Consider the following 12,405-nt stretch of genomic DNA (forward strand, 5'->3'; position numbering starts at 1 on the left):
GCTGCAACTAGGTAACGATCTGGTGTCAAAACCCGCTGGACCTTTCAGATTTGAACGTGTTCTCGCTAGGGTCCGTAATCACTGCGGCCCGTAGGGCCCTTACGTCGTGCAACGACAAGGAGATTCAATGAAGTTCAGGAGGACGAGCGCCGGAATCGGCCTCGCGCTGAGCGCCGCGCTGCTGTTCGGCGCGTGCACCAGCCCCGAAGCCGAGAACACCTCGGCACCCACCGCCGGAGGTGAGCAGACCGGCACCGCCACCCAGTCCGCTGCGCCGACCGGCCCGCGAGCTGCCTGCAGGACGTCGGCATCACCGAGACCAAGGCCGGGCAGGTTGCCTACACCGGCGGCCCCGGCGCCTGGAACGGGTACAACTCGGTCACGTCGAAGACCTACTCGACCTACAACTCGGGCGTCGCAGCCCACATGTTCTCGAGCTTCATCTACTTCGGCACCGACGGCACCGTCTGTAACAACTCCGACTTCGGCTCCTTCGAGGTCACCTCGGAAGACCCGCTGACGGTGAAGTACACCATCTCCGACGAGGCCGTCTGGTCGGATGGCACCCCGGTGACCATCAACGACTACCTGCTCGACTGGGCCGCCCAGAACCCCGAGTTCCTCGTCCCCGGCTACGCCAACGGTGAGGACCCCGAGGCCAAGGCCGTCTTCGACCACGTGTCGTCCTCCTTCGCCGAGTACGTGCTGAACGGCCCCGAGGGTGAGGTCGGAGGCAAGACCTTCACCGTCGTGTACAAGGAGGCCTACCCCGACTTCAAGCTGATGATCGGCTCCGCGCTCCCGGCCCACGTCGCCGCGACCAAGTCGGGCCTGACCCCGAGGCACTCGCCCAGGCGATCCTCGACAAGGACGCCACCACGGTCGCCAAGGTCGCGGAATTCTGGAACAACGGCTGGATGTACGACGAGGGCCAGCTTCCTGACCTCACCGAGACCCCGTCGTCCGGCCCTACAAGCTCAAGGAGGGCGGCTGGATCGCCGGCAACTCCCTGACGCTCGAGACCAACGACAAGTACTGGGGTACCCGGCGGGCACCGAGAACCTGATCTTCCGCTTCATCGAGGACGCCGGCATGGCGCAGGCCCTCCAGAACGGCGACCTCCAGGTCATCAGCCCCAGCCGACCGTCGACACCCTCGGTCAGCTCGAGGCGATCGGTGACTCGGTCAACGTCCACACCTTCGAGACCCTCACCTGGGAGCACCTCGACTTCAACTTCCGCTCCGTCAAGGATGCGCCGAAGAACGTGTTCGCAGACGACGCCGGCGGCCTTGCGCTGCGTGAGGCGTTCGCCTACTGCGTGCCGCGTCAGGAGATCGTCGACAACCTGATCAAGCCGATCAACCCCGACGCCGTCGTGATGAATGCCCGCGAGGTCTTCCCGTTCCAGGACAACTACGCTGACGTCGTGGCCGCCTCCTACGACGGTCGCTTCGACGCGGTCGACATCGAGAAGTCCAAGGCGAAGATCGCCGAGTCCGGCGTCGCCACCCCGATCGATGTCCGCATCGGCTACCGCGCGGGCAACCAGCGTCGCGCCGACCAGGTCGCCCAGATCGCGGCTTCCTGCAAGGACGCCGGCTTCAACATCATCGATGCCAACTCGGCCACGTTCTTCGACACCGAGATGCCCAACGGTGACTACGAGGTTGCCCTGTTCGCGTGGGCCGGTTCCGGCCAGATCGCCTCGGGTCAGAACATCTACGTGACCAACAAGGGTCAGAACTACGGCATGTACTCCAACGCCAAGGTCGACGAGGCCTGGGGCACCCTCGCGGGTACCCTCGACACGGCCGTCCAGCAGGAGCAGGTCAAGGTCATCGAGAAGGAACTCTGGGACACCCTCTTCGGTCTCCCGATCTTCGCGCACCCCGGTGTCGCGGCCTCCGACGCAAAGATCCAGAACGTCCGTCCGACGTCCACCCAGGATCAGATCGTCTGGAACGCCCCGCAGTGGGTCATGAGCTGACCAGCGACTCACCGAGTCACTGATCAACGCACAAAGGGGCAGGTGGCGCCAGGCCACCTGCCCCCTTTGCGTTGGCGGCTCGTCACATATCCACCCCTGGCGTATGATCGGCCGTTGATTGGCCTCCTCAAGGAGAGGCCGTCAACTGTGTTAACCGAAGGACCATAGTGATCAGATACATCGCGAAACGGCTGGGGATCTCTCTGATGATCCTCGTGCTCGGCTCGTTGCTGATGTTCGTGCTGACCATCAACTCCGGCGACCCGCTCGCCGAGTACCGCGAGTCGAACGCACAGAACCGCGAGAACCTCATCAAACAGCGGATCGAGCACATGGGGCTCGACGATCCCTGGTACGTGAGGTACTGGAACTGGCTCAGTGGGGTGTTCAGGGCGATCTCGGGCAGGACATCAACGGCCGCAACGTCAATGATCTGGTCGCCCAGGCGGCGGGTTCGACCCTCCGCCTCGTCGTCATCGCCACCGTCCTGGCCATCGTGCTGGGCGTGGTCCTCGGTATTCTGACCGCCATCCGCCAGTACAGCGGATTCGACTATGCGGTCACCTTCCTTGCGTTCGTGTTCTTCTCGCTTCCCGTGTTCTGGGCGGCGGTGCTCCTGAAGCATTACGCGGCCATCGAGTTCAACAACTGGATCGTGGACGCGACCTTCACGCCATTGCAGGTGGTGGCGATATCCGTTGTGCTGGGCTTCATTCTGATGGCGGCGCTCGGCGGCTCGATCAAGCGGCGCCTCATCACATTCGCCGTGTCCACCGCCGTCTTCGCCGGTGCGCTCTTCTACTTCTCCGCCGTCGCCTGGTTCCGTCGCCCGATGCTCGGAGTTCCGCTGTATGCGGTCGTCGTCGTGGCTGCCGGGGTCATCGTGTTGATGCTCACCGCCGGCTTCGACAACAAGCGGGTGCGTAACTCGATCGGCGTGACGGCGCTGCTCGCGATCGTCGGCTACGCCGTCATGCGCGGGCAGCTCATGGCGAACCCGTCGACCCTGATGCTGTTCCTGTGTCTCCTCGCGGCCGTCGCCATCGCGGTCGGCAGCGGATTCGCCTTCGGTGGGTTCAGCAGGAAGCAGGCGATCTCCACATCGGTGACCGTCGCGGTGCTGGCCTCCGCGGTCGCTCTCGTCGACCTGATGCTCAGCAACTGGAACGCCTACCTCAAGCAGAACCCGCGCCCGATTCCCACGATCGGCTCCGCGAGCCCGAACTTCACGTCCGACTACTGGGGCCACTTCATCGACGCGGCGACGCACCTGATGCTGCCGACGATCGTCCTGACGCTGGTGTCGGTCGCGAGCTACACGCGCTACACCCGCGCCTCGATGCTCGACGTCCTCAACCAGGATTACATCCGCACCGCCCGCTCGAAGGGTGTCTCGGAGCGCAAGGTCATCACGAGGCACGCCTTCCGCAACTCCCTGATCCCGCTCGCCACCATCGTGGCGTTCGACTTCGCGGGCCTCATCGGCGGCGCTGTCATCACCGAGACGGTGTTCGGTTGGCAGGGCATGGGCAACATGTTCAAGGTGGGCCTGACAGCCGTCGACCCACCACCGGTCATGGCGTTCTATCTGGTGACGGGCACAGCCGCCGTGGTGATGAACCTCGTCGCGGACATCGCCTACGCCTTCCTCGACCCGCGGATCGCGCGCTAGGAGCCGGCCATGACTGATCCCAACAACACGATGCCCTCCATCGAGCCCGAGGCAGATACGAAGTTCTCCGTGGAGGAGGACGTCGACACCACGAACACCAGGTCGTACTCCCAGGGCCAGCTGGTCCGTAGGCGATTCCTCCGGCACAAGGCCGCGATGGTCTCCATGCTCGTTCTGGTCTTCATCGTCCTGCTCGCCATCACGTCGATCGGCTACGGCCCGATCCCCGGCTGGTGGGACAAGACCTTCATCGACACCTACCCGAAGATCGGCAACGGCGAGCCCACCATCAAGCTGTGGCCACCGTCGCTGGGTGAGCACCCGTTCGGGCAGGACACCACAGGCAAGGACTACTTCGCCCTGGTGATGCGGGGCGTCCAGCAGTCGCTGCTGATCGCGTTCACCGTCGGCATCCTCGCCACCATCATCGGCACCACCATCGGCGCCATCGCAGGGTTCTACCGCGGCATCACCGAGGCCTTCCTGATGCGGATGACCGACCTGTTCATCATCATCCCGACGCTCGTGCTCGCTGCCGTGCTCGGCCGCATGACCGGCGGCAACATCTACATGCTGGCCATCGTGCTCGCGCTCGTGTCCTGGACCGGCCTGGCCCGCCTGGTGCGCGGTGAGGTGCTGTCGCTGCGTGAGCGGGAGTTCGTGATGGCGGCCCGCGCGCTCGGCACCCCCGGCCCGAGGATCATCTTCCGGCACATCCTGCCCAACGCGCTCGGCACGATCGTCGTCAACGCGACGCTGCTCATCTCCTCGGCGATCCTCATCGAGACCTCACTGTCGTTCCTCGGCTTCGGTGTCAAGGCCCCCGACACCTCGCTCGGTCTGCTCGTCAGCACCTACCAGACAGCGCTGACCGGCCGGCCGTGGCTGTTCTGGATCCCGGCATGTTCATCCTCGTGTTCTCGCTGTGCGTCAACTTCATCGGTGACGGCCTCCGTGACGCGTTCGATCCCCGCCAGCAGATGGACTGAGGTAGCCCGACATGACCGAAAGCAAGACCTTCACCGGGGAGAACCCGGCGCTCAAGTTCGACAACCTCGACGTCCAGTTCCGGACAGAGTTCGGCATAGTCCACGCGGTCAAGGGCCTGACGCTCAGCGTCGAGCCCGGTGAGGTGATGGCGCTGGTCGGCGAGTCCGGTTCCGGTAAGTCCGTCACGGCCACCACCGCGCTCGGCCTGCTCCCGAAGACCGCCCGCATCACCGGAGACACGGTCGTCAATGACCAGGTGATCGGCGACCTGTCGCTGCGCGACCTGCGGGCCATCCGCGGCCGCAAGGTCGCCATGGTCTTCCAGGAGCCGATGACCGCGCTCAATCCGGTCATCAAGATCGGCGAGCAGCTCACCGAATCCATGGAGGTGCACGGCGTCGCCTACGGCCGCGAGGCATGGGCGCGGGCGATCGACCTGCTCGCCGCCGTCGGCATCCCGGCGCCCGAGCGCCGCGTCACCCAGTTCCCGCACGAGCTGTCCGGCGGCATGCGTCAGCGCGTCGTGATCGCGATGGCGCTGTCGTGTGACCCTGACGTCATCATCGCCGACGAGCCGACCACCGCCCTCGACGTGACCGTGCAGGCCGACATCCTCGACCTGCTGCGCTCGCTCAAGGACAAGCTCAACACGGGCATCCTGCTCATCACGCACAACATGGGTGTCGTCGCCGACATGGCGGACAACGTCGCCGTGATGTTCAAGGGCAACGTCGTCGAGCGGGGACCGGTCAACGAGGTGCTGCTCAAACCGCAGCACCCCTACACCAAGAAGCTGCTGGCTGCCGTGCCGCACCTCGGCGAGGGCCCCGGCCAGTTCGGCATCGCGCCGGCCCCCGTCGCCGAGGGCGCGGAGACCGCGCTGGAGATCGGCAACCTCGTCGTCGAGTACAAGCGCACGGGCAAGAAGCCCTTCCGCGCCGTCGACGACGTGAGCTTCGACGTGAAGCGCGGCGAGATTGTCGGGCTGGTGGGCGAGTCCGGTTCCGGCAAGTCGACCATCGGCCGCGCGCTGCTCGGGCTCATCCCGTCGGAGTCAGGCTCCGTGTCGGTGCTCGGCGAGGACCTGCTCTCCATCCGTGGGGCGCAGCTGAAGCAGCTGCGCAAGCGCATCGGCGTGATCTTCCAGGATCCCGCCGCTTCGCTGAACCCGCGCTTCCCGATCGGCGACGTGATCGCCGAGCCGCTGAGCGTTCACGGGGTGGGGACGAAGAAGGACCGCGAGGCGCGCGTCCACGAGCTCCTCGAGGCCGTCCAGCTGCCCCGCTCCACGTACAACCGCTACCCGCACGAGCTCTCCGGCGGCCAGCGGCAGCGTGTCTCGATCGCCCGTGCGCTCGCGCTGCGTCCGGAGATCCTGATCGCCGATGAGCCCACATCGGCACTGGACGTGTCGGTCCAGGCCTCGGTGCTCGCGATGTTCACCAGCCTGCAGCGGGACTTCGGCTTCGCCTGCCTGTTCATCTCGCACGACCTCGCCGTGATCGATGCGCTGGCACACCGCGTCGTGGTGATGCAGTACGGCAAGATCGTCGAGCGCGGCACCCGTGATCAGGTGCTGCTCAACCCGCAGGAGGAGTACACCAAACGCCTCCTTGCGGCGGCTCCGGTGCCGAACCCGATCGAGCAGAAGGTGCGTCGCGACGAGCGGCACGCGCTGCTCAAGTCGCTCGGCGACACGGTCGCGGAACTGGACACCCGCGAGCTGCATCAGTAGTTCCCGGCACAACAACCGGGCGCCGACCGACAGGTCGGCGCCCGGTCGTGTTCCGGGTCGGTAGCCTGCAACTCATGAACCCGAAGCCCTCGAATCGGCCATGGCGGAGGCCGACCCGTCGTCACTGGCGGCGGGGAGCGACTGCGCCGTCGCTTCGGCCCGACGACGCGGCCTGGGCGCTGGGCCAGGCCACGCTCCGTCGCAGGGCGGCGGCGAAGTTCTCGCGGGCCGGCGAGATGCTCTTCACCCGCGACGGCCTGGAGCAGGCGAGCCGGGAGCCGGTCGCCCGCTGGCGCGCTGCCAGGTTCGCGGCCGCGGGCGTGCGGGAGGTCTGGGACCTGGGTGCGGGATCGGCTCGGACGCGATGGCGTTCGCGGAGGCCGGGCTGCGGGTGGTCGCGATCGATGCCGACCCTGAGACGGCCGCCGTGGCGGCGCACAACCTCTCGCTGGTGGGTGGCGGCGAGGCCCGGACGGGGCTCGCGGAAGAGGCCGGAGTGTCGGAGGGTGCCGCGGTCTTCCTCGACCCCGCGCGCCGCACCGCGAGGGGACGCACCTGGAACGTGGCCGACTTCACGCCTCCCTGGGAGTTCGTGCTCGCCCAACTTGCCTCAGCGCGGTTCGTGGCGGTCAAGCTCGGCCCCGGCATCCCGAAGGAGCTCATCCCCGACGGTGTCCTCGCGGGCTGGGTGAGCGAGCACGGCGACGTGGTCGAGGCCACCGTGTGGAACAGGCTCGGCACCGGCACCGAGGCCGTGGTGCTCCCGCACGAACTGCGTCCGCGGGTCGCCGTCCGGGCGCTCGACGTGCGCCCCCTCGGCCGTTACCTGATCGAACCCGACGGGCCGTCATCAGGGCAGGCCTGATCTCCGAGGTCGCTGCGGAAGCCGACGTGTGGCTGCTCGACGCCCACACCGCCTACCTGTCCTCAGACGCGCCGGTGGTCACGCCCTTCGCGACGACGTTCGAGATCGACGAGGTGCTGGCCTACGACGTGCGGGTGCTGCGCCGCTGGGTGGCCGACCGTGGGATCGGGACGCTGGAGATCAAGAAGCGCGCCATCGACGTCGACCCCGCCGAGTTGCGCAGGCGCCTCAAGCCGAAGGGGAGGGCCTCTGCAACGCTGATCCTCGCGCGGACCACCGCGGGCACCGTCGCGATCGCCGCGCACCGGCTCGGCCGGTAACGTGGCGCCCATGCCCTACTCGCCCGAGCTCACCACACTGGCCTACGTCACCGATCCGTCCCGCACCAGGGTGCTGCTGGTGCACCGGAGCGCCCGTGACACAGACGAGCAGCTCGGCAAGTACAACGGGCTCGGCGGGAAGGTGGAGCGTGACGAGGACGTCGTCGAGGCGATCCGCCGCGAGCTCCGCGAGGAGGCGGGCATCGAGGCGACCGGGCTCGAACTGCGCGGCACGGTGTCCTGGCCCGGGTTCAACGGCCGGGACGTGTTCGGCTTCGTGTTCCTGGTGACGTCCTTCACCGGAGAGGTCCCGGAGGCAAACGAGGAGGGCACCCTCGCCTGGCATGACGTCGCCACCATGATGGAGCTGCCCATGTGGGACGGCGACCGCCACTTCCTGCCGCTCGTGTTCGACGGGTCTGTCACCCAGTTCCACGGCACGATCCCCTACGACGGCGGGCACAGCGTCGGCTGGCAGGTCAGCCGACTGTAGCCGTGGCGCCGGACGTCGCAGACGACAACGGCCGGCCGATGGGGAGCGCCTGAACCGTCGCGGAATCCCTGTCACCGGCAGCCCGGTCAGGCGGCCGCGCCGGTGGCCTCCGCGAAGGTGCCGCGTCGGTTGGCCCGCCGCAGGATCCGCAGCATCGGCAGACCCACCACGCAGAGAGTGAGGATCGTCGTCACGGCCCGCCCGAGGTTCCAGGCCATGCTGGTGGCCAGGTTGAACAGCGCGAACCGGTGCAGGTTCTCGAGTACCGGGGCTCCGGCCACGTAACTGAGGTCGGTGGCGAGCCCCAGCGAGAAGGGCCACATCGCCAGATCGACCAGCGCGCCGTACAGGAACGCCGTGACGGCGGCGTAGGCGCTGAGGAGCGCGATCTCGGCCCACCCCTTCGCCCGCGGCAGGGCCCCGGCGCCCATCGCCACGAACGACGCGGCCAGCAGTTGGTAGGGCAGCCATGGGCCGACGCCGCCGGTCAGCACCGCGGAGGTGAACAGCGTGGTGCTGCCGAGCAGGAATCCGAACGTCGGCCCGAACACCCGCCCTCCGAGGATCAGCGGCACGAACACGAACTCGACCCCGCCGGTGCCCGCGCCGAGCGGGCGGGCCAGCGCCCCGAGCGCCGACAGCACTCCGAGCATGGCGAGGCTCTTGACGTCGATGGTGCCCCGGCTGAGTTCGGAGACCACGATGCCGAGCAGCACGGGAGCAGGATGGCGAACACGAACGGGGACTGGCTGTTGCCGTCCAGCGCGGCGGAGGGGACCACCAGGAGAGGCCAGGTGAAGGCCAGCAGCCCGGCGATCGCCGCCACCGTCAGCATGGTGGCCGAGACCCGGTCGATGCGGGTGCTCACGTCGGCACCATCTCGGCGGCGAGCGCCTCGCGCACCTCCGCCACCGTCAGCACGTCATGCGGGTGGAAGACCTTCGCGACCTGCGGGGAGAAGGCGGGTGAGGCGCAGCAGACGGTGCGGGTGGGGCCGTCTGCGACGATGTCGCCCTCGGCGAGCACGATGCAGCGTTCGGTGGTCTGGGCGGCGAACTCCACGTCGTGGGTCGAGATGAGGACGCAGGCACCCTCGGAGGCCAGCCGCCTGACGATCCCCGTCAGCTCCGCCTTCATCTGGTAATCGAGGCCGCGGGTCGGCTCGTCGAGGCAGATCACGGCCGGGCGCGCCGCCAACTGGATGGCCAGCACCAGGGCGAGGCGCTGCCCCTCCGACAGGTCGCGCGGGTTGCGGTGATCGGGCAGGTCGGCGCCCAGCCGGGCCAGGATCGCCCGCGTGGTGCCAGGCTCCGCATGGGATTCCCGGTCGGCCTGGCGCAGCTCCTCCCCGACGGTGGGCAGGTACAGCAGGTCGGCGGCCGACTGCGGCACCAGGCTGACCAGGCGGCGGGCCTCCTGGTCGGGCACCGTGCGGGGATCGGCGCCGGACACGTCGAGCCGACCGGAGCTCGCCACCGCACCCTGGAGCGCCCACATCAGCGACGACTTCCCGGAGCCGTTGCGGCCCATCAGGGCGACGACCGTGCCTGCCTGCAGCTCGAGGTCGACCTTGACGGCGCACAGGTCGCCGTAGTGGACGGCGAGGTCGGTCGCGGTGAGGACCGGCGTGAGTCCGTCCGTGCGCCAGGAGACCGACTCCTTCGGCAGATCGGGCAGGCGCACCCGTGGCCCTCGTCCGCCACCTTGCGGCGGGCGTTGCGCACGCTGGTGGCGACCGTCGGCCAGCCGAGCACCTCGGAGAGCTGGGCCAGCGGTGGCTTCACGTCGGCGATCCCCAGGATCTCGTCGGTCGGCCCGAACACGGCCCGACCGTCACCGGGCAGCCAGATGGCCGAGTCTGCCGCGTGCATGACGCGTTCCAGCCGGTGCTCGGCGAGCACCACGGTGAGGCCGACGTCGTGCACCAGGGTGGTGATGGCCGCGAGCACGTCCTGCGCCGCGGTGGGGTCGAGCGCGGACGTCGGCTCGTCGAGCACCAGCACCCGGGGCTGGGCCGCCAGCACCGCCGCGATCGCGACCCGCTGCTGCTGCCCGCCCGACAGTTCGACCAGCGGCCGCCGCCGCAGGTCGGCGATGCCCATCAGGTCGAGGGTCTCCTCGACCCGCTTGCGCATCGTCACGGGGCCGAGGCCCAGTTGCTCCATTCCATAGGCCACCTCGTCCTCGACGACATCGGTGACGAATCCGGAGAGCGGGTTCTGGCCCACGAAGCCGACGAGGTCGGCCAGGTCGCGGGGGCGGACCCCGGCCACATCCACGCCGCCGACCCGGACACCTCCGCTCATGGTCGCCCGGTGGTCATGGGGACCAGCGCATTGATGCAGCCGAGCAGGGTCGACTTTCCGGTGCCCGTCCGGCCCACCACGACACACAGGTCGGACTCACGGATGCGGCCGGTGACGTCGTGGAGGATGGGTTCCCCGGCGTCCGGCTGGGTGAGCGTGACGTGGTCGAACTCGATCATCGGGCCCTCCTCGGGGCGGGGTGGCGAAGCCTGGGACGGCGAGCGCGACGGCGGCGAGCACCGCGAGGGGCGGCAGCGTCGGCCACCTGACGGGAATCTGGTTCGCGTTCATCTCCGCGGGGACGCCGAAGCGTGAGATGAGCCAACCGATGATGCCGAGCGCAACGGCGCCACAGGCGAGGGTCAGCGTCTCGGGCACGCCCCAGGGGGCGGGCGGTACCGGGTGACACCCATCTGCCGGCCGGAGGAGTGCAGGCCCAGGCCGCGAGCACGAAACCGGCCGTGAGCAGGCCGAGGGCGAGCCAGATCGGCGTCGGGATCCCCAACGGGCCCGGCCGGGTGGCGGGACGGCCAGCAGCACGTAACTACCGAAGAGCACCGCGAGCAGGGCGCAGAGCAGCTGCCAGGTGCCCTTGCGCCCACGGTCGGCACCCCGGGTGCGGCCGTATCCGCGTGACTCCATCGAGGTGGCGAGTTGGAGCGATCCCTCGACAGCATCCTCTATCACCGGCATCAGGGTGCCGGGCAGGGCACCGAGCCCGCGCCGTCGCCCGCCGCGGAGCCGCTGGCCGCGCCGCACGCGGTGGATTGAGGCGATCAGCTGGGGGATCAGGGCGAGCGCTATCACGACGGCGGTCGAGATGTCACGCAGCGCCGCGGGGACCGACTTCAGCGCGGTGCGGGGGTTGGCCAGCGAGTTCGCCGCGCCCACGCACAGCAGCATGGCGGCCAGCCGGATCGCATCGAACATCGCCACCGCGATCGCGTCGACCGTCACAGGGCCACCCAGCGTGACGCCGGCCGCCCAGGCGGGCAACTCGATCGATGGCAGGGTGAAGAGCACGGTGCCGGTGCGCACTCCGCCGATGGTGAGCTGGAAGAACAGTCGCATCCCCACGATCACCAGGGCGAGGACCAGGTAGATCTTCAGCGAGCGGGCCCAGGGGGCATCCGTCCGGCGGAGCAGCACCACCGCTACCACCGACGCCACGATCAGGCCGATGACGAGGGGGTTGGTGGTGAGGCTGACCGCGGCGCTCGCGCACAGCGCCCAGCCCCACCAGGCCCAGGGTGGAGCTGTCGCTCGGGCCGGCCGGGATCGATCCCGGTCACGGCCGCATCGGGTTGGGCCACCCGGGCGACTAGGCGCGACATGGTTGCTCAGCGACCGCCAGCGGTCTTCGGAGCGCCGGAGCGGCGGGTGCGCTGCCACAGCAGCAGGCCCACGGCGGCGAGCGCCACGACAACGCCACCGGCGATGAGCCCCACGGGGTTCCGCCCCCGTTCGCGTCGTCGGCCGGTGCGTCGTCGGCCTGGCTCTGGCCCGTCAGTTCCACATCGACCGCGGTGGCGCCGGCCGGGGGAGCGACCTGCGCGCCGCCCTGGATGATGTTCAGCTGCGGGGGCATGCACTCGCCGGCCTCCGCGGTGGCGAAGCACCAGGCCTCGATGGTGCCGCCGACAGGCTTCGATTCGGTGGGGCCGACGGTGGCGTAGGTGTACTCCTTGCCGGGGCGCCCTGGTAGGAGGACCAGTAGGAGCCGTCGAAGACGGCGGGGCAGGTCTCGGGGTGGCCGTCCATGGTGCAGATCATCTCGCCCTTGCCGAACTGCAGCGTGATCCCCGCATTGGTGAGTGCCTCCACGCCGCTGGCGGGGTTGCCGACGCACTCATTCGCGATGGGGGCGCCGTCGTCCTTCATGACGAGGAGCCACACCTGGTCGGCGGCGAGGCAGGCGCCGATCTCGTTGCTGTCGCCGTCGGCGTGGGCAGGGAGGGCGCCGAGACCGACGAAGGTGAGCAGACAGACTGTGAGGAGGGAGAGGATGCGGCGCATGGGGCCTGGCCTTCGATGAG

The 12,405-nt window shown here is 68.7% G+C and carries 11 protein-coding genes and 3 pseudogenes; 9 read left to right on the forward strand and 5 right to left on the reverse strand.

The genetic code is table 11. The features are described from left to right. The first annotated feature begins 127 nt into the window (after positions 1-127). The 9 genes and pseudogenes from G7085_RS17230 (at position 128) to G7085_RS17265 (ending at position 8,063) form a co-directional block, all read left to right on the forward strand. Positions 128-520, forward strand: coding sequence for a hypothetical protein (locus tag G7085_RS17230; protein WP_197511870.1), 393 nt, complete (start codon positions 128-130; stop codon positions 518-520). 652 nt (positions 521-1,172) lie between these two features. Then, the gene (locus tag G7085_RS17235) at positions 1,173-1,988 is read left to right on the forward strand and encodes an ABC transporter substrate-binding protein (RefSeq protein WP_197512954.1); all 816 of its coding nucleotides are present in this window, start codon (positions 1,173-1,175) and stop codon (positions 1,986-1,988) included. 206 nt (positions 1,989-2,194) lie between these two features. Continuing rightward, complete coding sequence (locus G7085_RS17240; RefSeq protein ID WP_197511871.1) at positions 2,195-2,512, forward strand: ABC transporter permease family protein; 318 nt, start codon at positions 2,195-2,197, stop codon at positions 2,510-2,512. Continuing rightward, positions 2,494-3,660 (forward strand): ABC transporter permease, encoded by a 1,167-nt coding sequence (locus G7085_RS33035; protein WP_197511872.1) that lies wholly within the window; start codon positions 2,494-2,496, stop codon positions 3,658-3,660. The genes G7085_RS17240 and G7085_RS33035 overlap by 19 nt, the downstream gene beginning before the upstream one ends. A 30-nt stretch (positions 3,661-3,690) precedes the next feature. Beyond that, positions 3,691-4,506: pseudogene (locus tag G7085_RS27320) on the forward strand (ABC transporter permease); the annotation flags it as partial. A gap of 154 nt (positions 4,507-4,660) precedes the next feature. Continuing rightward, positions 4,661-6,385 carry a dipeptide ABC transporter ATP-binding protein gene (locus tag G7085_RS17250; RefSeq protein ID WP_197511873.1) on the forward strand — a complete coding sequence of 575 codons (1,725 nt, stop codon included), beginning with the start codon at positions 4,661-4,663 and terminating at the stop codon, positions 6,383-6,385. 364 nt (positions 6,386-6,749) lie between these two features. Beyond that, positions 6,750-7,250, forward strand: a complete 501-nt coding sequence (locus tag G7085_RS17255) for a hypothetical protein (RefSeq protein WP_197511874.1) — start codon at positions 6,750-6,752, stop codon at positions 7,248-7,250. 26 nt (positions 7,251-7,276) lie between these two features. Then, a complete protein-coding gene (locus G7085_RS17260) occupies positions 7,277-7,570 on the forward strand; it encodes a THUMP-like domain-containing protein (protein ID WP_197511875.1) in 294 nt (97 codons plus the stop codon). 10 nt (positions 7,571-7,580) lie between these two features. Next, positions 7,581-8,063 (forward strand): NUDIX hydrolase, encoded by a 483-nt coding sequence (locus G7085_RS17265; RefSeq protein ID WP_197511876.1) that lies wholly within the window; start codon positions 7,581-7,583, stop codon positions 8,061-8,063. Between the two features lie 86 nt (positions 8,064-8,149). On the opposite strand, the pseudogene G7085_RS17270 reads toward G7085_RS17265, so the two are convergent. The 5 genes and pseudogenes from G7085_RS17270 to G7085_RS17290 all read right to left on the reverse strand — a co-directional run bounded on the left by G7085_RS17270 (position 8,150) and on the right by G7085_RS17290 (position 12,385). After that, positions 8,150-8,898, reverse strand: a pseudogene (locus tag G7085_RS17270) (ECF transporter S component). Positions 8,899-8,927: 29 nt separating this feature from the next. Then, positions 8,928-10,548, reverse strand: a pseudogene (locus G7085_RS17275) (ABC transporter ATP-binding protein). Further along, a complete protein-coding gene (locus G7085_RS17280) occupies positions 10,466-11,761 on the reverse strand; it encodes a CbiQ family ECF transporter T component (protein WP_331715754.1) in 1,296 nt (431 codons plus the stop codon). The pseudogene G7085_RS17275 and the gene G7085_RS17280 overlap by 83 nt, the downstream one beginning before the upstream one ends. Next, positions 11,691-11,957 carry a hypothetical protein gene (locus G7085_RS17285; protein ID WP_197511877.1) on the reverse strand — a complete coding sequence of 89 codons (267 nt, stop codon included), beginning with the start codon at positions 11,955-11,957 and terminating at the stop codon, positions 11,691-11,693. Before G7085_RS17285 ends, G7085_RS17280 begins: the two co-directional genes overlap by 71 nt. Then, complete coding sequence (locus G7085_RS17290; protein WP_197511878.1) at positions 11,942-12,385, reverse strand: hypothetical protein; 444 nt, start codon at positions 12,383-12,385, stop codon at positions 11,942-11,944. Before G7085_RS17290 ends, G7085_RS17285 begins: the two co-directional genes overlap by 16 nt. Positions 12,386-12,405 lie beyond the last annotated feature (20 nt).

Origin of the sequence: Tessaracoccus coleopterorum (assembly GCF_011174705.1) — a bacterium.
GTDB lineage: Bacteria > Actinomycetota > Actinomycetes > Propionibacteriales > Propionibacteriaceae > Arachnia > Arachnia coleopterorum.